Raw genomic sequence first — 21576 nt, forward strand, 5'->3', positions numbered from 1 at the left:
TTTGGCCGGTCACCCTTTTTACGACCAAGGTTGCGACAGTCATCGCATTTCCTTCTCCGGGATGGATCGCACCACGAGGTATTCGGGCAGCTTAGGGGATACTGCTCCAATCCGTGATATGACGCACTACCGTTTGGATCTGTGCTTGTATTTGACAACCGGCCACTTCTCCTTCCGCAGCGCGTTCATCAACTCCGGCCCTGCATGCAAGTTGTCCTCTACCAGATCCCATGGAGTCAGCGCCATCCACTGGTTCAGCGACACATCAGCAAAACGGTCACTTTTGAACATCTCCAAAAACCACAGGCTTTGATCACCGGTGTTCTGGATGTAGTGCCCGAATGCAAACGGTACGTATCCGACATCACCAGCCCGGTAATCGAAAGTGCGGGCCGTGCCATTGGCCGCGAATACCGTCATGCGTGCTGTTCCTGCGATGTAATACTGCCATTCGTCGTTATTCGGATGCCAATGCATTTCCCGCATTCCTCCCGGCTTGACTTCCACCAGAGCAGCCGCGATCCGGAGTGAAATGAGGAAGTTGGTGGAATCAGCTATGCGCACGGTTCCTCCCGGCGTTACGATTGGCTTCTGCGCGAGCAGCCGGTGTGTGAAGCTTATCGGAACTGTCCCATATGGACTTGATACCTTCTCCCTTTCCAATGGGCCGGGCACTTTTGACTGGAATATGTAACGCTGCTTCTTCGGAATATGGGCAAATGCCCTTTTCGGCACACCGAAATTTGCCGCCAGCACGTCCTTCGGTGTGTGCGCAAACCAATCGGAGATGGTGAACGTATCGAGGTCTGAGAAGTTGCCGTCATCAAAGACGAGCAGAAACTCGCATCCTTCCTCCAGCCCTTGAATCGAGTGTGGAATTCCGGGGGGGGAAAGTACCACAAATCACCCATACCGACATCGGCTATGAAATTCCGACCGTTCTGATCAACCGCAGTGATCCGCGCACGACCCCAAAGCACGAAAGCCCACTCCGCTTGTTTATGCCAATGCAACTCCCGTACCCCGCCCGGCGTCAGATACATGTTCACCCCTGCGAGCGTCGTTGCGACCGGCAACTCTCTGGCTGTTATTTGCCGGGACCAGCCGCCATGATCCAACACCATATTGGTGTCGGAAAAAGAAAACTTCAAGTTAGGGATCGTCCCGGCATCCGTGGACGGTGGAACGAGCATGTCAGGATTCTCAAGGTCGCGCATCACATCTCGCGAGCCTAAATCAACCCCACCGGCGCCATCTTTTCGGATAGGCTGTGGAGCATAAATATATGGGTAATTCTCAGGTTGTCTCACCATGAAAACTCCCCCCTTTATTTATTTAATAATTCTTATAAATTAATCTATTATGTAAATTCGCAAATATGTGGAACAGGGGTTTGATTGGATACGCATTCGGCCAAAAAGTTCAGGGGGGATCATAATCTAGCAAAACACTTTCGCTGCATGGAAATAATACGGGCCCAGACTGGCTCCATTTGGGCTTTCATCACATATGTTGGTACAAAAAATGAGGAGCAAGGAGGATCTCCATATTTTTTCATATTAAGGAACTACAGTATGAAGCGAAGCCGGAACGTCCCGATCCGGTCTACGCCAAAAAATTACAGGAAATTCTGGGCGGACAATTTGGTGAGATTACTGTCGCCATGCAATATTTGTTTCAGGGATGGAACTGTCGCTGCAAAACCAAATCGAAATACCGGGACCTGCTCTTGGATACAGGAACAGAAGAACTGGCGCATGTGGAAATGATCGCCACGATGATTGCGCGCTTGTTGGATAAAGCTCCGGTCAAAGAACAGGAAGAAGCCGCCAAAAATCCGGTGATCGAAGCAGCTATGGGGGGAATGAACCCGCAACATGTCATCGTCTCCGGTTTGGGCGCCTCCCCCACCGACAGCGTCGGTTATCCGTGAAACGCCCGCTACACCATCGCCAGCGGGAATCTGCTCGCCGATTTCCGGGCCAATCTCAACGCGGAATCTCAAGGCCGGTGTTTTATTCTTCAAAATAAAAAATCAAAACGAAATTCAGGATTTGTCGGGATCTCTTTTGCTTTGGTGAATATATCGTTTCCAGTCTCCGCTTTTTACATATAATTCCTCCGAGACTCCCCGATTCCAAAGATAAACCCAGGCGATCGCTTTTTCTCCGTTTTGCAAATTCACTTCCCTTAATCGCCGTAAATAGAGACTGCCTTCTTCATCATCCTCCTGATAATCCTCCAGCCAATCCAAATCTTTCAATACATCCCAATAGTACTCTTCTTTAATCACCATCAATTCCCCCTGAATCGTATCCTCTCCCTCAATCACGCACGGATAACTTAATTCCGTATTTACACTGTACATCTTTCCTTTCATCGCAGCCGGTATTTCGCTTGCCGTTTTATTTTGCAGAATCCGTTTATAATTTTCCAAGCCGGAACGTAATGTTCCGTAAACAAAAACAGGGATCTTTGTCATCTCATCTTTGCTCTTCATCTCATCATCTCCTTCATCACCATTACTCTACCAGACCGGCAAAAAAGAAAAAACCGGCTCCCCGATCCGAGGGTTGACGCCGGTTAAGATTCCAAACCAAGTGAGACTGAACCTATATTTTTTTTGCCTCTGTTACCTTTGCCCCATTTTCTCCGCTATAGTTTTGCTTGTATTCAACCAAGCCGATTTCGCATCCTTCCCCAATGATGACATTATTTCCCCGCACCACATCGGCCTTGATATTTTCGAGATCGAGATCATCCCCTTCAATCACTTCCGCTTTCAGGGTGTCATCAGCCAAAAGGAACAGCGACTTGATCAAGCGGTTAAAACGGGAACCGCCTTTCCTCACGCTGATCTTTTCTCCACCGATCTCCTTCGCACGGCAGGTCCCGTACAGCTTCACATCAATTGTGCCGGCGTTTAATAATCTGCCGATCGTAAAAATTCCGGAGGCCTCAAAAACTTCAGCTTCACAATCTTTCTCCACATCGATCGACCCTTTCAGCTTCAATTCCTCCACACTCAGGCAACCGTTCACTTTGGCAGCACCGGATATTTTCAAGGTTTTGCATTTCAGGTCATCGCTGCTGGATGTACCCTGGATATGAATTTCCTCAGAGTCCAACCTTCCCGAGAATTCTGCTGTTCCATTAATCGTTACTTTCTTTGCCTTTACATTCCCATCCACTTTCAGTGCACCGTTAACTTTTAAATGGCTGCACTCCAAATCTCCTGCAATCTTGCCCGTCCCACTGATTTTCACGTGATCAAACGTTCCTCCGGAAGCACTCCCGCTCCCGGAGATCACCAGGTCTCTCATCTTATCCCGTTCCACTCTGCATCCCCCGTTCTATTCCATCCTTAATCTCAATTCTTCCAAGAGATCAGCCAAACTCAAGCGCAGCAGAACATTCACTTCGGGATCAAAAAAGATCTCCGTTGCCCCCGCCAAAATAAACGCCGAAACCCCCATTTTGCGAATAAAAACGAGTTCTCCGTTTTTCCCTTTCAAGCCGCCGGCATGCAGAACCAAAGTTTTAAGCAGCAATTTCCCTTCTTCCAAGCTTATTTGCCCGCTTTGCAACGCCTTTTCCAGCACAAACAACTGAAAGATTTGATCAAAAGTGAAAACATTCTTCTCCCCGTTCTGCTCCGTAAAAATCCGGACAACCAACTCCGAAACAATGTTTCGTTTCAAACATTCTTCTTTTGACAGCGTAACTTGTTTAAGATCAGGCATAAAATGGCGGGCGATTTCATCCAGCGAAAGGTCATCCTTCATGCTTTTGATTTTGTTGATCCGCCCCAGGATCTTTTCACGTGGAAAAAATGTTTCCTGTCCGGTATAAGTAGATTTGCGGATAAACCAATCTTCCGGAATCAGATTTTTTCGTTTCCAACGGTATAGCTGGCCGTACGAAATCCCGGTCATCTCGAGCAGTTCCTTTTTGGAAATCAACTCTTGCTCCATCGCGAACACCCCCTCCGCTTTTATTGTAACATAACACTGTTACGTTGGAGAAGAGGTTTTTCATCTTTAAAAAACCTGATGCGGACGACGATAACCCTCTCGACAGGGGCTGCTCCACGATCCAGGCCCTTCATGAATCTGAAAAAAGTGAATCAGGAACAAAGCGTGACCGCCCTCGCAAGTGCAACCATTTTTTGCTATTCTGGAAGAAACCACGCTTGATTTACTAATCCGGACGGGGCTTTCCTTGGCGCCCGATTCTGATGGGGGATGCGAATGGACAAAATCATTTTCCTGGTAAATCCAAACGCCGGAAACAAAGAACTGATCACAAATGTCGATGCAGTATCCCGGCGCTTTCAAGAGATCGCCGATAAAATCGAGATTTGTCATACTTCCAGGCCGGGGGACAGTGCGAGAATTATCGGTGAACAGGGGGCATGTGCGGATCTCGTAATTGCTGTTGGCGGGGACGGAACCGTTCATGAATGCGTCAATGCGCTGGCAAAGTTAAGGAATCCGCCTTTATTCGCCATGCTGCCCGGCGGCACTTGCAACGACTTCGCCAGAACACTGGGCATCTCCCAGGACTACCGGGAAGCGGTTGAACAGATCATCCATTTAAAAGAGCGGAAAGTCGATATCGGAAAACACGGAGACCGCTATTTTCTCAACTTTTGGGGAATCGGACTCATCACGCAGGTCTCCGAAGAGATCCGTGGTGATTTAAAAGAGAAGTTTGGGCGCCTTTCCTACTATCTCAGCGCCGTGCAAACACTGAATCATCAGGAAGCGTTTGAACTGGATATCGAAGCGGATACTGCCGCTTTTAAAGGAAAAGCAACGATGGTGCTGGTTGGAAACGGCTCTTTTATCGGAGGGGTAAATGCTTACTTCCCGCAGAGCAGCGTCACCGACGGCTGGCTCGATGTCCTGATTTTCAAGGAGGTTTCCTTCAGTTCTTTCTGGTCGATGCTCACATCTTACCTGACTTCGGAAGAGCCGGAAGGAAAAGATCTGGTTTATTTTCACGCCAAAAAAGTCCGTGTAAAAACGACTCCCCCATTGAAAGTGGACTGTGACGGCGAAAAAAACAGTTATACCCCTGTAACCCTCTCCATCTTGCCCGGCCATCTGCGGATGGTGGTCGGGGATGACAAGGCCCTGAATGAGCGAAAAGGGTACCAGGATCCGTAAACCGTTAAAAAGACACGTCACTTTTGCTTTGCAACCGGCCACCATTTATTGATCATAATCGGGATAATGGTTCCACCCAACCCAAGCCCGAACGCGATCGCTCCCGAGATCAAAAAGGTTTGCGACGCCGATTGAATCGCGGCAATGTAATTGCTTTCCACCAGTTGTCTCATGGTGTGATAGGCGATCCCCCCGGGCACAAGAGGAATAATCCCGGAAACATTAAAGGCGAGAACCGGCATCCGGTAAATCCGGGCGAGACATTGGCTGATCGCTGTTACCGCAAACGAGGCCACTACCGTGGCAAAAACCTGGGCCAAATGGTTCCGGCTCGATAATCCCATATAAAGCACCCAACCGATCGCCCCGATCAGCCCGCCGGGAACCAACGCTTTTTTAGGAGCATTGAAAAGGATGCCAAAGCCTGCTGAAGCCATGAAACTGACTAAGAACGCAACGATCATTCAACATATCCCTTCCTTTTTTACGCTTACCAGACGGCAATCACCACTGCAATGCCGGTTCCGATCGCAAACGCGGTTAAAAAAGCTTCAGCTCCCCTCAGCATTCCCGAAGACAAATGGCCTTTCATGAGATCACTGACGGCATCGGTGATCAGCACACCCGGAACAAAGGGCATGACCGAGCCGATGATAATGCGGTCAACCTCTTTTCCCAATCCGAACAAAACCGCCAGTTTCGCAACCACCCCAATGAGGCAGGACGCCAGAAGTTCGGAGAAAAATCGAACAGAAACAAATCGCTTTGAAAACAAAAAAAGAAAATAACCGAGTCCCCCATCGATAAAAGCCGGCAAAAAATCCTTCCAGCTCCCCTGAAACATCAGGGTAAAACAACCGCTCACCAACGCGGCTGCCGTGATTCTCATACCGGGCGGGTAGGGCGACGAATCCCGTTCCATCTGTTTCAATTTCTCTTTCGCTTCTTCCAATGTACAAAATTCCCGGCTCACTTTTCGTGACAGATCGTTAACGAGGGTAACCCTGTGCAAATCGGTCGACCGTTTCGTTATCCGAACCAATTTGGTGTAATCCTCCGCTTGTCCCGGTTTCCTCATCGAAAGGATAATCACCGTTGGAGCCACAAAAACCTCAATCGATTCAATCCCGCCGCTCGATGCCAATCTTGCGATCGTATCTTCCACCCGATAGGTTTCCGCTCCGCTTTCCAGCAGCAACTTTCCCGCCAGCAAACAGATCTCCATCATTTCGCTTATGGAATGAGCGTGTTTCATTCGTAATCCCGCTTTCTCCCCTTTTGGTAGGATCGTTTTTCCGTTTATTGGAATCAAGTAAAGGCTCTTGCCTTGAAAGCAGGAGCCTTTCGCTCTTTTCCCGCATCCGGATCCGTTCCATCACCAACTGGCCTTTTTGACACCGGGAATTTGCCCTTTATAAGCCAATTCACGGAAGCAGATGCGGCAGAGCCCGAACTTGCGCAATACCGAATGCGGTCGTCCGCAACGTTTGCAACGCGTATAGGCGCGAACTTTGAATTTCGGTTGACGCTCGGACTTCACAATCATTGATTTTTTCGCCAACAGATTCCCTCCTTTTTTACGGAAATCAACGTGGTGATCCATCCGTATTTTGGAAAAGCCTTGTTTTATTATGTGATACAACCAAAAAATTAAAAGGAACCCTCTGTAAAAAGGCTCCTTTTAAAATATCCTCGCAGTTCAGCACTTCATCCCGTGCGCTGGGGATGGGCGCTTTCATCGATCACCTGCCATGAACCAGACTCAAAGCATAGCGCTTTTCCCGTTCCAGCAGCCCTTGTTTCACTTTTTCCCATTCCTGATTGGTAATTGAATACAACACGGCGTTTCGGATATATCCATTGTGTAGGATACGTTCATTGCGCAAAATGCCCTCTTTAACGGCACCCAGACGCTCGATCGCCGCTTGAGACCGCAGATTGCGCTCATCGGTCTTCAGCTGAACCCGGATCAATCCCAGTTCTTCAAAGCAAAATTGCAACAGCAAAAACTTGGCTTCGGAATTGACAAACGTTCTCTGATACTCCACTCCGTACCAAGTCGATCCCAGTTCGCAGCATCGTTGCTTTCCGTTCATGTTAAAAAGCCTGGTCGCTCCGGCCAGCTGGTTTGTATCCTTGATGATGACGACAAACGGTAAGGCCGTCTTTTCCAGGCGCAGTCGGATCGCTTCTGCCACCCAGTCTTCCATCTCTTTTTCCGTCCTTATCTCGGTCAGCGTATAGGTCCAGATCGACGGGTCGTTGATTTTGAAAAGCGGCTTTACATGCTCGAATTCCATCGGGACAAGCCGGATTCTTTTCCCTTCCAAAACAGGCGGATTTTCAAAGAGTGTGTCATTCATATTGTACGGCCCCTTCTATTCTTTCAGATAGGTGAATCGAACAATGTCCGAGGATCTCCCCGTCCCACTTCAGTTGCAACTCATCCCCGTTTTTAACTGCTCCCACGCCGGCCGGGGTTCCCGTATAGATGAGATCGCCGGGCCCGATGCCGAAATGGTCGGCGCAAAATGAAATGATTGTATCCAGGTCGAAAATCATGTCGCTGAGGCTGCCGCGCTGAACTTCTTCGCCATTTTTAATCAGGGAGAAAGAGCGGGCTTTGCACACTTCCGTCCCGGGAAATTCCCGAAACTCCGTGATGACGGCAGAGTTGGGAAATCCTTTGGCCAGAAGCCAGGGATGGCCTTTCTTTTTCAATTCGCTCTGTACATCGCGCAAGGTAAAATCGATGCCGAGGGCAAAACGATCCACCACATCCTCCGCTTTCATTCCCGTTTCGTACGGTTTGGCGATCTGAATGACAAACTCTGTTTCATAATGAATTTCCCCGCGGTCACCGGGCAAATCGATCACCTGCCCCCGGGCTTGGATAAGCGCATGAGTCGGTTTGGAAAAAATCATCGGAGATTTGGGAACCTCATTGCCCAGTTCCGCTGCATGCAAAACATAATTGCGGCCAACACAGTAAATATTGCGAATCGATTCCATTACCGGGACCTCTTTTCTTCTGTCATCTTTATTAAAAAAAGCAGGACTTCCCGCTTCATCTATTTTGATCAAGCGGGAAGAGTTTTCACTCAGTGTTGCTTAAAGCGCTTTGACCATTCCGCCGTCAACGAGCAGAGCCTGACCGGTAATATAGGTATTGGCGAAGGAACCGAGGAAAGCTACGGCCCTGCCGAATTCTTCAGGCAGTCCATACCGGCCGAGCGGGATTTGTCCGCTCATTTCCGCTTTCACTTCGTCAACGGATTTCCCGCTTGCTTCGGCTTTGGCCTGATCCAATTCGGCTACGCGGTCTGTGGCGATCCGTCCGGGAGCAACTGTATTGACCAAAATTTGATCCTTGGCCAGTTCCACCGACAAACTCTTCGTCAGGGCATTTACCCCGGCACGGATCGTATTGGACAAAATCAGCCCCTGGATCGGCTGTTTGATGGAGGTCGAAGTGATCGTAACAATCCTTCCGCCTCCCTTGGCCCGCATATAAGGCAAGCTGGTCCGAATGAGCCGGATCGCGCTGAGCAAATTGAGTTCAAATGCCCCCATCCATGCCTCATCGGCAAAGTCGTCAAACGTCCCTCCCGGAGGACCACCGGCATTGGTCACAAGCACATCCAGACCGTTTCCGGCCTCCGCTGCCGTCTTCACCGCCCGCTCGATATCTTCTTCCCGCGTCACATCCATTTGTACTACAGTCACTTTTTGCCCTGTCGCCAATTCAATTTCCCCCGCCGCCCGCTTCAGTTCTTCCAGGTTGCGGCTCGCGATGGTCACCTTGGCACCTTCCCGCGCAAACTCAAGTGCACTTGCCTTCCCCAGTCCTTTGCTTGCTGCTGTAACCAGAACTGATTTTCCCTTTAATCCCAAATCCATTGCTTCATTCCTCCTTCTCTTTCTAATCATAGAATGAAAAGTTATCTTCCTGCCACTCACTTATTCCCCCGTGCAGGCTTCATGGAGCAAGTCGGCGAGATGGACTGCTTTCATCCGGTTTTCCAAACCGGCCCTCCTGATCCCCAGACGCATCTGCAGCAAACAACCCGGATTGGAAGTGACCAAAATCTCCGCATCGGTTTCTCTGACCGCCTCCATTTTCCGGTCGAGCACCTTCATGGAAGTCTCATATTGGATCAAATTGTAAATACCGGCTGAACCGCAACATTCCCCGGCTCCGCATAGTTCAACCACTTCGGCCCCCGGAAGGGAGTGAAGTAACTTTCGGGGAGCGGAAATAACATTTTGTACATTTCTGAGATGGCAGGAGTCCTGATAGGTAATACGACAGGAAATCTTCTTCTTAAAGGGGAGCGGCCCGCATTCCTCCAACAGCGTACTGAGATCCCGGCACTTTGCGGCAAAGGCCTGCGCTCTTTTCGCCCATTCCGGCTCATCCGACAGCAAGTGGTGATACTCGGCCAGCATTGCTCCGCATCCTCCCGCATTGGTAACCACCCAATCGGCACCGGACCTTTCAAACGCTTCGATGTTGCGTTTGGCCAGCTTCTTGGCCTGACTGATTTTACCTGCATGAGCATGAAGCGCCCCGCAACAGGTTTGCCCTTTGGGCAGAATGGTTTCGCATCCGACTGCGGCTAACAATTCGATACTCTTTCGGTTCGTCTCAAAAAAGAGCGAGTCCATGATACAACCCGTAAAAAAAGCAACACGGGCTTTTTTCCCCTTGCGTGGAGCGAGCCTCTCTTTCCTTCCAAAAAAAGAGAGAGGAAAGGGGGCCGCAGGCAACGCCGCAGCAAACTCCCCCAAATGGTATGGCAAGAACCGGCTGAACCCCAAGACTTCAACCAATCTGGCAAACCCCGTCTTTTGGTAAAACCACAGTATCCCGCTCAGTGCTTTTAAACGGCCGGGATATGGAAACAACCACTGAAAAATGAGTTTCTCCAACCAGCGGAACAGCGGCGTTTCCGCTTTTTTCTCCTGTTTGGCCCCGTGAATCGCCTGTTTGGCGCCTTCCAAAATTACGCCGTACTTCACTTCCGCCGGACAGGCCACTTCGCAGGCACGACAGCCCAGACACAGGTCAATCGGCCCGGCCAGATGCTGCAACACATCGATTTTCCCCTCCGCCGCCGCTTTTACCAAGGCGATCCTGCCGCGGGGTGAGGCTGATTCTTTTTCCAACACCTTGTATGTCGGGCAAACCGGAAGGCAATACCCGCACTTGACACACTTGAATGTCTCATCATGAGGAAGGAGCTTTTGCCATTCATTCACTCGGTCAACACCACCCGCGTTTGACCCGGCTGCGGAAAGATTTTAAACGGATTCAAAATATTGTTCGGATCCCATGCCTGTTTGATGCGGCGCATCATATCCAGACCGGCGGGACCGAGCTCCATCTCCATAAAGGCAGGCTTCATGGTTCCGATGCCGTGCTCTCCCGACAAGGTTCCGCCCAATTCCACCGCGGCTTTGAAAATCTCTGCAACAGCTTCTTCAACCCGCTTCATCTCATCCCGATCCCTGTTGTCGGCAATAATATTGGGATGCAAATTTCCATCTCCCGCATGCCCGAACACGACCAGATGGAGCTGGTACTTTTCCCTGATTTGCCTGAGCCGCTCCAGCATCTCCGGAATTTTGCTGCGCGGCACCGTCGCATCCTCGGAGATTTTCGTCGGTTTTACCTGACTGATTGCCGGAGATACCAGCTTTCTCGCTTTCCAAAGTTCCGCCCGTTCCGCTTCATCCGCGGCCAGCCGCACCTCCCTGGCTGCATATTGCCGGCAAATTTGCGCTGCTTTTCGGATTTCCTCGTCAACCGCCGCCGGGTGCCCGTCCACTTCCAGCAGAAGAATTGCTGCTGCATCAAGCGGCAACCCCGACGGTTGATAGTTTTCCACGGCCCGGATCGAGGCTTGATCCATCATCTCCAGCTTTGCCGGAAGGATGCCGTTTTTCAGGATACCGCTGATGGCCCGCCCGGAATCGACAATCTCATCAAAAATGGCCATCAGCGCTTTACGGGCCGGAGGTTTGGGAATAAGGCGGAGAACCGCTTTGGTAATGATGCCGAGCGTTCCTTCCGAACCGACGATCAAGGAGGTGAGATCATATCCGGTTACATTTTTGACCGTCATCCCTCCGGTGCGGATGATCTCTCCCTGCGGGGTAACCACTTCCAGCCCGATAACATAATGCTTGGTCACCCCGTATTTGAGCCCGTGGGGGCCCCCGGAATTTTCGGCCAGGTTCCCACCGATTGTCGAAACGTTGGAACTGCTGGGGTCGGGCGGGTAGAAGAGCCCTGCTTTCTCCGCTTCCCTTTGCAGTTCTGCCGTCGTAATCCCCGGCTCGACGAAGGCGATTAAATTGTCCCGGTCAATCCTGAGCAATTTATTCATCCGCGTCATCGCCAGGACGATCCCGCCGGCCACGGGAAGAGGGCCGCCGCTGAGGGAAGTCCCTCCTCCCCTCGGCGTCACGGGAATTTGTTCCCGGTTGGCCAGCTTCATAATTTCCGCGATTTCCGTCGCGCTTTGTGGAAAGACGACAACATCCGGAAGATAGGTTCCAAAAGACGCATCAAACGCATAGGTGTAACGCTCATCGAGCGAAAGCAAAACTCGCTCCTCATCCGTGATGCGAATCAGCTCCTTTACAATACTTGGATCCAACCCCATCTCCTCTCCCCTCCTTCCTGCTTCCACCAAACGAAGAACCTGCCGCTTCACCCAGGCCAAAATCCTTCCACACTTGTCATATAATCAGATGTCTATTTAGTAATTTTCTATTAATAAAGCGATAATCCTATCTGTTTTTAATATTTTTTGTCCTCCGCTCAATTAAAATAGAAGTAATTTCCCCATTCGTTACGAATATATATTTGAACAGCATTAAAAGGAGGAAGTTGCATGAACAGGCTGATAAAGCTGATTTTACTCTCCGTTTTTGTAACCGGAACCATTTTCATGACCTCCATTGCCGGCGCTCATGCTGCAACAGGGGCACAAATGAAAGCCTTGTCGGAAAGCCCGAAACAGGTTGTCGCCAAAACGGTTAAGCTGGCTTCTCACGGAAAAACCATCAACAGTGAAAGATTTGGCATCGGTTCAAAAGGAACTTGCATTCAAAAGGTTTGGGGACAGCCTGATCAAGGCTCAGATGAAGCATATCTTTACTACAATGATCGAAAAATATCTTTTCAACTCGAAAACAACCGGGTCACCTGGATTACTTCTTTTGATCAAAGACTGGAGAACATCACGGTCACCGACGTAGAAGAAACAGCCGGAAAACCTGAGCAGGTCGTTTACGGGGAGGACGGGATTTACTTTCAATACAAAGAAGGAAAATATCAACTTGAATTCGTATTTTATTATGATGAAAACAATAAACCCGGAACATTCAAAGAAATTTACGTTCATAAAAAATAAATGATGTTGGCCAAACCGCCCCATTGGAAAACCGGGCGGTTTTTGTCTACGAGAGCCATACTCCGCTTCCGATTTCGATTGCCGTTAACGGAAAAGCCCATTCCCGCAAAATCGGGAACAGGCTTTTGTTTTACGTCCAAATGCGACGGCGAATGTCGAGAAAAGAATAAATGACGCTGCTTGCCAATCGCTCCGGTTCAACATCGAGGGCAATCACTTTCTTATGATTCCATCGTGTGAGCGCCTTTTTCCGTTCGGACATGAGTTCCTCCACGGCAATTTGCCGGTAGACATCCAGTTCATGATTCGGTTCTTTTTGCAAAATCTCGGTCCACTTCGGTTCCTGCATCGAAACAGTCAAAACGAGGTGGCGTTTTTTCGCCAGGGTTACCATGCGGTACAACGAATCGGCAAAAGCAACGTTTGCCGCATCGGTAAACAACGTGACCAAGGTCTGCTTTTTCAGGAAAGGGGCGGCCGCCTCCCATGCAGCCAAGTAATCCGACTCGACATCATCCGGCGCTAAATCATAGACGCCTTCAATGATTTTATTGAGATAGGCCATCCCTTTTCCCGGCGGAATCATCCGCAACATCCGGTTTGAAAAAGCGATCACACTCACTTGCTCCCCCCGGTCCAGGGCAATCGCCGCGTAGCCCAAAGCAGCTTCCAAAGCGCGATCCAAACGGGATTCCCCGTCATTCTGCACCCCCATCAGCCGTCCGCAGTCGATAAAAATCGCAACCTGTTGCCCTGTTTCCGGCTGATAGACATTACTGACCAGTTTGCCGCGCCGGGCCGTGCCCATCCAGTTGATTTGGCGCGGATCATCATCCGGACGGTATTCCCGGATATGGGAAAACTCCTGTCCCCGGCCAAAAACCCGCGCAATCGGCTGCCCTTCAGAGGCGGGCATGCTCCGGTAGAATCCCTGTTTTACCCGGCGAACCGGTTCCAAACGGGGATAAACATCGACGGCCAGCCGCGCCGGAATCCGCTCTTCATAATGAAACAACTTCCATTTGCTTTCCATGCGCACATGCAAATCGTGAAAGAAATGCTTTCCCCGGCGATGTGGCCGGGCCGTATAAACAATCGCCTGTTCTGTCTCTCTTTTCCACTCGATTTGAAATGTCCGCTGATTGACCGAAAACCCATGGGGGAAATCATCCCGCACCCACATCGTTCCGACCGCGGGAGCTGAAGCATGGAGCGACAGGCGGATCTGATTCTCTTCTCCGAGTTCAAACAGAGCCTTTGCTTCCCGTTTCCCCCCGAACTTCGGCATTTTCCTTAATTGGAGCAATTCGATCGCCACCAGCCCGAGCAGGATTCCGTTTGAAAGGAGGAAAAACAGACCGCCAAGCCCCCACCAAGCACCAAATCCGGTGATCAAAACACTGAAAAAAACCAGCCGCAGAAAGCGGGGGGCCGGGATGACCGCTCTACCTTGGAACCATTGAAGCTTCCATAATTTCTGCCAAAACATCATCCGCTTTCCATCCCTCCAGTTCCCCCTCAGGATATAAAAGGATGCGATGCCTGAGCGCCGGTTTGATCAATCTCTTTACGTCGTCCGGTGTCACAAAGGTCCGTCCGCTCATCGCAGCTTCCGCCTTGCTGAGGGACAGAATGGCTAGGCCCGCACGCGGACTGGCCCCCAGCATCACTTTGGGATGTCGGCGGGTGGCGCGCAACATTTGCAACAAATATTGAACGACCGAAGGATCAACAGATATTTGCTCCAAGTCATTACGTATCGCCAATATCTCTTCCATCCCGACGATCGGTTTCAAGGTTATTTCTTCTCTTCCCCCGATCCGGTGGCCGGCGAGCAACTGCTCCTCCTCCTTTTCCTCCGGATAATCGACAACCAGCTTGACGGCAAAGCGATCCAACTGCGCCTCGGGCAAGGAATACGTACCTTCATATTCAATCGGATTTTGTGTTGCGGCGACAAAAAAGAGTGGAGATAAGGTGTAAGTCTCCCCGTCAATTGTGATTTGTTTTTCTTCCATCGCTTCCAACAGGGCCGATTGCGTTTTCGGCGGTGTACGGTTAATTTCATCAGCAATCAGGATATCGGCAAAAATCGGGCCCTTCCGAAACGTAAACTTTCCCGATTGCATATCATACACTTTGGTTCCGGTCACATCGGAGGGCATCAGATCCGAAGTAAACTGCAGACGGGAACAGGAACAGTCGACGATTCGGGCCAGCGTCCGGACGAGCAACGTTTTTCCGAGTCCCGGAACTCCTTCCAAGAGGACATGTCCCCCGACCAAAAAGCTGGCCCACAGAAAACGGATATTCTCTTCCTGTCCGAGCACAACCTGATTGATGGCTTGCATCGCCTGTTCGCTCACCTTTTGGATGCGGTCAACGTTGATGACGTAACTCCCCACTGCTCAATCTCCTTTCTCAATTTCCGTAATGTCCGACTCCACTCCACAAAAATGTAGGAGGTCAGTTTTCGGTCTGCATCGGCTGCATCCTGAATCAGGCGGGCAATGTTTTCATAGTTTCGGCGAAATTCCGATCCCATCGCGACTTCCAGCTGATGCAGCAACTCCGCTTCCGATTCATGCCCCCGCATCCGCAGTTTTTGCAATATCGCCAAATGCAACTGCTCCTTCATAAAAAGCAGTGCTTCCATTCTCAGATTGGAACGGCGATACAATCTGGACATTGCATCAATATATTCCATCGAATCGCGTTTTTCGACCACTTGTTCCATTCGCGGAGAAGCAAATCGTTTTCCGCGGGCAAACAGCCATAAAAGTGTCAGCAAAACGATCTGCACCAGCACAAATCCGCCGTTGATCCCCAATGCGGCCAAAAAAGTGACTGCCGACGGCTCCGGGATCCCTTCATCCTGAATCGGAGGCAGCTCGTCCGTTTCCGTGGAGGGTGCTTCACCTTGTCCCAGCAAGGAGTGACTCGTTTCATCAAACCAAACCGCCTTCTGAAAGGGATTGGATACCATCCACAGCAACAGGGCAATGTGATCGGCCTTATCAATATTTTTATTTGCGATTATCGAGGGGTCCGGGACATAAACAATCCGCCCCTGACCTGACTGTTTATACCCAACCAACAGATGGTTTTGATCATCCTTCAGAACCGGAATAATTCCTTGTCTGGGAGCAATGCACGTGGCACTTTTCCAGCTCAGAAATTGAACTTCGTCCAGCCATTCCTGATGAAATTGCGGTTTTACCCTGACATACTCCTCACCGAATCGGCAGGATTGCCCCGAGAACCGGAAAGCTTTGCTCCAATCCGAATCAGGAGCAGACCATAACACCACCTGGTTTCCCCGGCTCACCCAGTTCAGCAATGCGCGGAGGCGCTCCGGATTCGGTTTATTTGTTTGCGGATTGACAAACATCAACGTATTTCCGGAACCGGAGGGCAGGTTATTTTCGGTTTCCAGCGGTTTCGCCGGAACACCCCGTTCAGACAAAAACTCCGACAATGCTTTTACCCCTGTCGGTTCCGGGTTTTGCGAAGACCAAGGAACTTTTTCCGCGACATTCGACCACTCAAGCCAGATCAGACCGGCGAGGAAGCAGGCAATGATGGCCAAGACGATTCCAATCCCGATTTTATTCTTCCGCATCTTTGTTCCCACTCTCTGCAAACTTCATCGCACCTTCTAAATAGCGCTCATATTCAGCCGGTTCAATCCGCATGTGTCCATACCAGATTTCATCAAACCGCTGGCTCAGCCGGCAAAAAAGAGACGCTTTTTCCGGCCACGTTTGACTGATCTGATCCCGTTGTTCCCCATTGGTCTGACCGGGGAGTTCTTCCAATTTCCGCCGTTTATATGTATAAAACAACACATAATGATATAACGCGCGAACAGCGAAACGGTAATCGCCCAGACCGGCATAACGCTCTGCTTTTTCAAGCCAAGGGATCTCCTGTTCCGGAGTTTCTTCATGGACCGGTCCTTTTTTCACCCGCTTCATCCAATAGCGGAGCAAAATCCATCCAATACCGAGAACCAGACAACAGAGGAAGAGAATGAAAATTCCCAGCATCGTGTCTTCCAGCAAAGACGAATTCATCCAGCCGGGAAGGTGAAATTGCGGCAAAGTCGTGGTTTGCCTGCCGTATTCGGGCTTTGCCAAAATCTCTTCCAATTGCCGGTGGGCCTTCTCAAAATCTGCAGCGATAAACACTCACCCCCATCAAAGGTGATGCAAAATGTCATGCCCTTCTTTCTTGATTCGTTCATTCACAAAAACCAATGCCAGATAAATCGGGATCACCGGATAAAGGAAGGGCGCGATGAGCAATTGATATCCGTACACAACGGTCAAAAGCAGCCAGTCTGGCGATGACACAACGGCCACTCCGTACAGTTCCGCGGGCACGAGATAAGGAATGGAGAGGATGAAGGAAAGAATAAATATATGCAAGGCGATCATCCCCGCTGAGCCTTTTGTCAAAGACCAACTCCGCTTCAGGGACCCCAGGACCGTCCCTCCCTCTTCATGGATCACCGGGATGACAAAAGAAAATTTGGCAAAGAAATAAAGCCCCGGCACGCAAATGGCCAGGAAAGAAACAAAAGAAGCGGCTAAGACCGAAAAATCCGCATCCGCGCCGGATTGTGTCAAAACAGCAATCGGAACACCGATGATCCCGATGATCACCAAAAAAAGGGCAAAATAGAACAAACATAAAATCAGCTGGGCAAGCCACACTTTTCGACCGTTTCGCCAGGCGGCGCGAAACAAAAATCGGAGGCCAGCTTCCCCGCTTTGAACTGACTGATATATTGCATTTTGCAAAAATGGGTAAAGAAAAAGGAGAAAAACCAATATTTCGGCAACTTCAACGCCGATCATTTCCATTGCCGATACTGCGCTTGGAGAAACCATCTGTTTCACATCCATCCAGTTAAACCACAGGGCAAACGGCAGATTCCCCAAAAATGACAACAACCAGTACGGTTTCAGATGACGGCGCAGTATGCGGAATGCGCCATCCAACAGCTCCCGCTTCCCATATGGAGCATGGTATGAACGTTCCTTCACTGCCTCACCTCCCAACGAAAACATTATAACTGAATTCATTGCCTAAAGGTTGTGTCATACTGGAAAATTCTTTAACAGGATTGACAAAATACGCATGCTTATTTACAATTACTTTATCGCTTAAAAGCGTATAAGCTTAAAAGCAATAAAGAAAACCGTATATTTTCTCATCTGCAAGAAAAAAGTAGCCGTCAGTACGTACAGCAAACAGAGACCGGGTGGGTTGGTGCAAACCCGGGTGCCCTGCCGGTGAATTACAACTTGCCGTCAAAGATGAGGCAACCATAAAAGTGGGCAAATCAGGCGATTTGTCAAATAGGGTGGTACCGCGGAGCTTTCGTCCCTATGGTGACGGAGCTTTTTTTATTTTGTAAAGGAGTGAATGCCATGAGTTTTGTCTCACTGCAAACGAAGAAAATCCCGCCTCACCTGAAACGTTATATCGCCCGGCAAAAATATGAACGCTATACTCCGATCGATCAGGCCGTTTGGCGATATGTAATGAGGCAAAACGTTCATTTCTTCAAGGAGCGGGCTCATGCCGCATACCAGGACGGATTGGCGAAAACAGGCATTTTAATCGAACGGATTCCGCGCATTGAAGAAATGGATCAATGCCTGTCCCCGTTTGGCTGGGGCGCTGTCCCGATTGACGGCTTGATTCCCGGGGTGGCCTTTTTTGAATTTCAGGCGAACGGCTTATTGCCCATCGCCACCGACATTCGCACATTGGGGCATATCGCCTATACGCCTGCTCCGGACATTATTCATGAGGCAGCCGGACATGCACCCATTCTCAGCGATGAGACCTATGCCCGTTATGTGAAAACATTTGGGAAAATCGGTGCCAAAGCGTTGGCCAGCAGGGAAGAAAACGAGGTTTTTCAGGCAACGAGACGGTTAACCCAGGTAATGGAAAATCCTGAATCCACTCCCGATGATATCAGGAAAGCCGAACAGGAACTGCAGGAAAAACGGGCCGCCGCCACAACCGTATCAGAAGCAACGCTCATTTCCCGCTTGTACTGGTGGACAGTGGAATACGGTTTGATCGGTGATTGCGACAATCCCAAAATTTACGGCGCAGGCCTTCTCTCGTCGATCGGCGAAGGGCAGCATTGCCTTTCCGATCAGGTCAGAAAACTTCCGTTTGATTTGGAAACATGCATCGCGACGGACTATGATGTCACCAGACCGCAGCCGCAGCTGTTCGTCTGCCGGGATTTTGAGCAACTGATTGATGCGGTGGAAACATTCTCGGCGCGCATGGCTTTTCGCACAGGCGGAACGGAAGGACTGCAAAAAGCGATCGCTTCCGGCGATGTGGCAACGGTGGAGTACAACACCGGTTTACAAGTGAGCGGCGTGTTTACACACATGATCCGGGACGACAGAGGAGAAGCGGTTTACATGAAAACGACAGGACCGACCGCTCTCGCCTTTCATGGGAACGAATTACCCCGTCAGGGTACGAAACGCCATGCTTCCGGATTCGGTGCGCCGATCGGAAGAGTAGTGAAGCAAAATGGAAGCGGGGAGCCGGGAAGTACCATCGACTGGCACTGGGAAAGCGGTCTCCGGGTAACCGGCAGAGTATCAGACAGGATCGAAGAACATTCCCATCCGCTTTTGCTCACCCTGACCGACTGCACAGTCACTTACAGAGGCGAGACGCTTTTTCATCCCGATTGGGGCGAATACGATCTCGTAATTGGCCGGGAGATTGTGTCCGTGTTTGCCGGAGCTGCTGATCCTGGAAAATACTATGCCGATGAAGCAGAGCCGAAGCTGGATGAGGAACCGGTTCCTTCCTATTCTACCCTGGATCACTTATACCAGGCGGTGCGTGAAATCCGCGAAGGCAAAACATCGGTTGAGGCGTTGCCCTCAATTGCCCGCACCCTGGATGATATCTGCCCCGGCGATTGGCTCCTCCGCCTCGAAATCCTTGAAATTTGCAGGGATAAAGGAATTTACCGCCTTCTCGCCGACCGGATCCAACATGAACTGGAACAGTTGGGGCAGGATGACCCATCTCTCCATTCCCTGATCACCAACGGAATGCGTTTGTTAAACCGGGGAAACAGTTAAGAAAATCGTGCGGAGAAAAGAAAAGACCAGATCGCGGCAAAATGATTGCCTTCCGATCTGGTCTTTTCAATTTAACGGGGCAAAATGGCTTCAAAGGCAGCGCGATCCAACCGCTTCATCAGAGCAATCGCAAATGCTTTAGCCGCTTCGATATCCTCTTTGTCCACAACTGCTGCATGAGAGTGGATATAGCGGGCGCAGATGCCGATCGCTGCCGAGGGAATCCCGATGCCCGTCTGATGCGCCCTGCCCGCGTCTGTACCACCTTGGGAGACGAAAAACTGGTATGGAATATTTTCCGATTCCGCCGTATCGAGCAAAAAGTCCCTCATCCCGGGAAGCGTGATCATGGAACGGTCGTAAAGCCGAATAACCACTCCTTTTCCAATCTTGCCAAAGCCGTCATTCACGCCCGGAATATCGCCGGCCGGTCCGGAATCGACTGCAAAGAAGATATCGGGGTCAATCAACGTGGCTGCTGTTCCTGCGCCGCGCAAACCGACTTCTTCCTGCACTGTGGCCCCGGCATAGATCACGTTCGGATGATGATTATGTTTCAAGCCGTCCAGCAGCTCCAGGACAAGGCCACAGCCGAACCGGTTATCCCAGGCCTTGCTCAGCAAGCGTTTCCCGCCTTCCATTTCCACGAACGGGAAATGGGGAACGGCAACATCCCCGGGGCGAATCCCCCATTCTCTCACTTCTTCTTCGCTTTCCGCTCCGATATCGATAAACATTTGCCCGATTTCCACCGGCTTCCGTCTTCGCTCCTCGCTCAAAAGATGAGGCGGAATGGAGCCGATGATCCCCGGAATGCGCTTGCCGGAGCGGTTGATCACGTCAACGCGCTGGGCCAACATCACCTGGGACCACCAACCGCCGAGGGGTTGAAACTTCAGAAATCCTTCGCTGGTGATTTTGGTCACCATGAAGGCAACCTCATCCATATGACTGGCGACCATTACCTTGGGGCCGTTTGGATCACCTTTTTTCACCCCGAAAAGGCCGCCCAGCCGGTCCTGGATGATCTCTCCCGTATATTCGGATATGTATGAACGCATAATTTTTCTCACTTCATGCTCAAACCCCGGCGCACCGGGAGTCTGCGTTAACTTTTCAAAACGTTCCCATTGAATCGTTGCCATCCTTTACTCCTCCAACTCTATCGTTGATTCTGCCATCTCTTTCTTCCAACTTTTTCTTCCATTCCTGATAACGGCGATGAACGGTCGCACGGGACACATCATAGCCAAATCCTTTTAGTGTGGCAGCAATCTCTTCAAACGTCAGTTTCTTTTCTTTCAGGGCCACAATTTGCTCCATCGGCACTTCTTTTTTCTCTCTTCCTCCCATCCCCTGGTTTTTCAGATTTTTGGCCGGATTAAATCCTTTTTCCCGAATGGCCCGCCGCATGCCCCAGCTGATTTTCTGGTTCATCATTTTGCGCTGCAATTCTTCAACTTTGGCGATGATCGAGAGAACGGTCGATTCGCCGGCATCGAGTTCCAGTTCCCCTCCCTGTTGTTTGCAGAAGATGCGTACATTGTGACGGGACAACTGGTGAATGATCGCCAGCTTGGCTTCTCCGCGGCCGAGCCTTGTATCATCCTGAACCAGAAGCGCCTGAATTTTCTCTTTTTTGACCGCCTCCAGCATTTCATACAGCCCCCGGCGATCAAGGTCAAATCCGCTGTGCTGTTCCGCGATGGTCTGAACAGTCTCCATGTTTAATTCCCGCGCCCATTCCGATAACTCCTCGATTTGCCTTTCCAGGCTTGTTTCCTGTTCCTCTTTTTTGGTGCTGACCCTCGCATAGATCAAAGCTTTCATAAAGTAAAA

The 21576-nt window shown here is 50.3% G+C and carries 21 protein-coding genes and 2 pseudogenes; 4 read left to right on the forward strand and 19 right to left on the reverse strand.

All coding sequences use genetic code 11. The features are described 5' to 3' along the window. Positions 1–126 precede the first annotated feature (126 nt). Positions 127–1313, reverse strand: a pseudogene (locus I8U17_RS11745) (oxalate decarboxylase family bicupin). Between the two features lie 233 nt (positions 1314–1546). Between I8U17_RS11745 and I8U17_RS11750 the strand changes: the two are divergent. Further along, positions 1547–2011, forward strand: a pseudogene (locus I8U17_RS11750) (manganese catalase family protein); the annotation flags it as partial. Between the two features lie 36 nt (positions 2012–2047). Here the strand turns inward: I8U17_RS11750 and I8U17_RS11755 are convergent. The 3 genes from I8U17_RS11755 to I8U17_RS11765 all read right to left on the reverse strand — a co-directional run bounded on the left by I8U17_RS11755 (position 2048) and on the right by I8U17_RS11765 (position 3974). After that, on the reverse strand, positions 2048–2500 hold the full coding sequence (locus I8U17_RS11755; protein ID WP_198059453.1) for a gamma-glutamylcyclotransferase family protein: 453 nt from the start codon (positions 2498–2500) through the stop codon (positions 2048–2050). A 112-nt stretch (positions 2501–2612) separates the two neighbouring features. Continuing rightward, the gene (locus tag I8U17_RS11760; protein WP_052154440.1) at positions 2613–3338 is read right to left on the reverse strand and encodes a polymer-forming cytoskeletal protein; all 726 of its coding nucleotides are present in this window, start codon (positions 3336–3338) and stop codon (positions 2613–2615) included. A gap of 15 nt (positions 3339–3353) precedes the next feature. After that, positions 3354–3974 carry a YhbD family protein gene (locus I8U17_RS11765; protein ID WP_033102275.1) on the reverse strand — a complete coding sequence of 207 codons (621 nt, stop codon included), beginning with the start codon at positions 3972–3974 and terminating at the stop codon, positions 3354–3356. Positions 3975–4250: 276 nt separating this feature from the next. On the opposite strand from I8U17_RS11765, the gene I8U17_RS11770 reads away from it, so the two are divergent. Further along, positions 4251–5171 carry a diacylglycerol/lipid kinase family protein gene (locus I8U17_RS11770; RefSeq protein WP_198059454.1) on the forward strand — a complete coding sequence of 307 codons (921 nt, stop codon included), beginning with the start codon at positions 4251–4253 and terminating at the stop codon, positions 5169–5171. 17 nt (positions 5172–5188) lie between these two features. On the opposite strand, the gene I8U17_RS11775 is transcribed toward I8U17_RS11770, so the two are convergent. From I8U17_RS11775 to I8U17_RS11810, 8 genes are all read right to left on the reverse strand, one after another. Next, complete coding sequence (locus I8U17_RS11775; RefSeq protein ID WP_033102276.1) at positions 5189–5635, reverse strand: threonine/serine exporter family protein; 447 nt, start codon at positions 5633–5635, stop codon at positions 5189–5191. 26 nt (positions 5636–5661) lie between these two features. Beyond that, a complete protein-coding gene (locus tag I8U17_RS11780) occupies positions 5662–6426 on the reverse strand; it encodes a threonine/serine exporter family protein (protein ID WP_198056385.1) in 765 nt (254 codons plus the stop codon). Positions 6427–6546: 120 nt separating this feature from the next. Next, on the reverse strand, positions 6547–6732 hold the full coding sequence (locus I8U17_RS11785; RefSeq protein ID WP_033102278.1) for a type Z 30S ribosomal protein S14: 186 nt from the start codon (positions 6730–6732) through the stop codon (positions 6547–6549). A gap of 181 nt (positions 6733–6913) precedes the next feature. Next, positions 6914–7534 carry a GNAT family N-acetyltransferase gene (locus I8U17_RS11790; RefSeq protein ID WP_081944020.1) on the reverse strand — a complete coding sequence of 207 codons (621 nt, stop codon included), beginning with the start codon at positions 7532–7534 and terminating at the stop codon, positions 6914–6916. Continuing rightward, positions 7527–8183, reverse strand: a complete 657-nt coding sequence (locus I8U17_RS11795; RefSeq protein WP_033102279.1) for a fumarylacetoacetate hydrolase family protein — start codon at positions 8181–8183, stop codon at positions 7527–7529. The genes I8U17_RS11790 and I8U17_RS11795 overlap by 8 nt, the downstream gene beginning before the upstream one ends. Positions 8184–8282: 99 nt before the next feature. Beyond that, positions 8283–9071, reverse strand: a complete 789-nt coding sequence (locus tag I8U17_RS11800) for an SDR family oxidoreductase (protein ID WP_033102280.1) — start codon at positions 9069–9071, stop codon at positions 8283–8285. Between the two features lie 60 nt (positions 9072–9131). Beyond that, entirely contained in the window at positions 9132–10433 is a 1302-nt protein-coding gene (locus I8U17_RS11805; RefSeq protein WP_198056383.1) for a (Fe-S)-binding protein, read from the reverse strand. Then, positions 10430–11842, reverse strand: coding sequence for an FAD-binding oxidoreductase (locus I8U17_RS11810; protein ID WP_198059455.1), 1413 nt, complete (start codon positions 11840–11842; stop codon positions 10430–10432). The genes I8U17_RS11805 and I8U17_RS11810 overlap by 4 nt, the downstream gene beginning before the upstream one ends. 231 nt (positions 11843–12073) lie before the next feature. On the opposite strand from I8U17_RS11810, the gene I8U17_RS11815 reads away from it, so the two are divergent. Next, the gene (locus tag I8U17_RS11815) at positions 12074–12595 is read left to right on the forward strand and encodes a DUF4309 domain-containing protein (protein ID WP_033102283.1); all 522 of its coding nucleotides are present in this window, start codon (positions 12074–12076) and stop codon (positions 12593–12595) included. Between the two features lie 130 nt (positions 12596–12725). Here I8U17_RS11815 and I8U17_RS11820 read toward each other — a convergent pair whose 3' ends face one another. The 5 genes from I8U17_RS11820 to I8U17_RS11840 are packed head-to-tail and all read right to left on the reverse strand — an operon-like array spanning position 12726 to position 17646. Then, the gene (locus I8U17_RS11820; RefSeq protein ID WP_198059456.1) at positions 12726–14087 is read right to left on the reverse strand and encodes a DUF58 domain-containing protein; all 1362 of its coding nucleotides are present in this window, start codon (positions 14085–14087) and stop codon (positions 12726–12728) included. Next, positions 14041–15000 (reverse strand): AAA family ATPase, encoded by a 960-nt coding sequence (locus tag I8U17_RS11825; RefSeq protein ID WP_309485183.1) that lies wholly within the window; start codon positions 14998–15000, stop codon positions 14041–14043. Before I8U17_RS11825 ends, I8U17_RS11820 begins: the two co-directional genes overlap by 47 nt. Further along, on the reverse strand, positions 14958–16217 hold the full coding sequence (locus I8U17_RS11830; RefSeq protein ID WP_033102285.1) for a DUF4350 domain-containing protein: 1260 nt from the start codon (positions 16215–16217) through the stop codon (positions 14958–14960). Before I8U17_RS11830 ends, I8U17_RS11825 begins: the two co-directional genes overlap by 43 nt. Beyond that, a complete protein-coding gene (locus I8U17_RS18795; RefSeq protein ID WP_198056379.1) occupies positions 16204–16785 on the reverse strand; it encodes a DUF4129 domain-containing protein in 582 nt (193 codons plus the stop codon). Before I8U17_RS18795 ends, I8U17_RS11830 begins: the two co-directional genes overlap by 14 nt. 9 nt (positions 16786–16794) lie before the next feature. Continuing rightward, the gene (locus tag I8U17_RS11840) at positions 16795–17646 is read right to left on the reverse strand and encodes a hypothetical protein (protein WP_033102287.1); all 852 of its coding nucleotides are present in this window, start codon (positions 17644–17646) and stop codon (positions 16795–16797) included. 387 nt (positions 17647–18033) lie between these two features. On the opposite strand from I8U17_RS11840, the gene I8U17_RS11845 reads away from it, so the two are divergent. Continuing rightward, a complete protein-coding gene (locus tag I8U17_RS11845) occupies positions 18034–19737 on the forward strand; it encodes an aromatic amino acid hydroxylase (RefSeq protein ID WP_033102288.1) in 1704 nt (567 codons plus the stop codon). A gap of 71 nt (positions 19738–19808) precedes the next feature. On the opposite strand, the gene I8U17_RS11850 is transcribed toward I8U17_RS11845, so the two are convergent. Next, positions 19809–20882: a M42 family metallopeptidase gene (locus tag I8U17_RS11850; protein ID WP_033102289.1), complete on the reverse strand. Its 1074-nt coding sequence runs from the start codon at positions 20880–20882 to the stop codon at positions 19809–19811. Next, positions 20854–21567: a YneB family resolvase-like protein gene (locus I8U17_RS11855; RefSeq protein WP_052154443.1), complete on the reverse strand. Its 714-nt coding sequence runs from the start codon at positions 21565–21567 to the stop codon at positions 20854–20856. The genes I8U17_RS11850 and I8U17_RS11855 overlap by 29 nt, the downstream gene beginning before the upstream one ends. Positions 21568–21576 lie beyond the last annotated feature (9 nt).

It is taken from the genome of Thermoactinomyces sp. CICC 10521, from assembly GCF_016055135.1.
Classification (GTDB): domain Bacteria; phylum Bacillota; class Bacilli; order Thermoactinomycetales; family Thermoactinomycetaceae; genus Thermoactinomyces_A; species Thermoactinomyces_A daqus.

Bases quoted from the DNA above. Each gene is read 5' to 3' on its own strand.
- I8U17_RS11755 (WP_198059453.1), bottom strand. From the start codon at position 2,500: ATGAAGAGCAAAGATGAGATGACAAAGATCCCTGTTTTTGTTTACGGA.
- I8U17_RS11765 (WP_033102275.1), bottom strand. From the start codon at position 3,974: ATGGAGCAAGAGTTGATTTCCAAAAAGGAACTGCTCGAGATGACCGGG.
- I8U17_RS11770 (WP_198059454.1), top strand. From the start codon at position 4,251: ATGGACAAAATCATTTTCCTGGTAAATCCAAACGCCGGAAACAAAGAA.
- I8U17_RS11775 (WP_033102276.1), bottom strand. From the start codon at position 5,635: ATGATCGTTGCGTTCTTAGTCAGTTTCATGGCTTCAGCAGGCTTTGGC.
- I8U17_RS11780 (WP_198056385.1), bottom strand. From the start codon at position 6,426: ATGAAACACGCTCATTCCATAAGCGAAATGATGGAGATCTGTTTGCTG.
- I8U17_RS11790 (WP_081944020.1), bottom strand. From the start codon at position 7,534: ATGAATGACACACTCTTTGAAAATCCGCCTGTTTTGGAAGGGAAAAGA.
- I8U17_RS11795 (WP_033102279.1), bottom strand. From the start codon at position 8,183: ATGGAATCGATTCGCAATATTTACTGTGTTGGCCGCAATTATGTTTTG.
- I8U17_RS11800 (WP_033102280.1), bottom strand. From the start codon at position 9,071: ATGGATTTGGGATTAAAGGGAAAATCAGTTCTGGTTACAGCAGCAAGC.
- I8U17_RS11810 (WP_198059455.1), bottom strand. From the start codon at position 11,842: ATGGGGTTGGATCCAAGTATTGTAAAGGAGCTGATTCGCATCACGGAT.
- I8U17_RS11815 (WP_033102283.1), top strand. From the start codon at position 12,074: ATGAACAGGCTGATAAAGCTGATTTTACTCTCCGTTTTTGTAACCGGA.
- I8U17_RS11820 (WP_198059456.1), bottom strand. From the start codon at position 14,087: ATGATGTTTTGGCAGAAATTATGGAAGCTTCAATGGTTCCAAGGTAGA.
- I8U17_RS11830 (WP_033102285.1), bottom strand. From the start codon at position 16,217: ATGCGGAAGAATAAAATCGGGATTGGAATCGTCTTGGCCATCATTGCC.
- I8U17_RS11845 (WP_033102288.1), top strand. From the start codon at position 18,034: ATGAGTTTTGTCTCACTGCAAACGAAGAAAATCCCGCCTCACCTGAAA.
- I8U17_RS11850 (WP_033102289.1), bottom strand. From the start codon at position 20,882: ATGGCAACGATTCAATGGGAACGTTTTGAAAAGTTAACGCAGACTCCC.
- I8U17_RS11855 (WP_052154443.1), bottom strand. From the start codon at position 21,567: ATGAAAGCTTTGATCTATGCGAGGGTCAGCACCAAAAAAGAGGAACAG.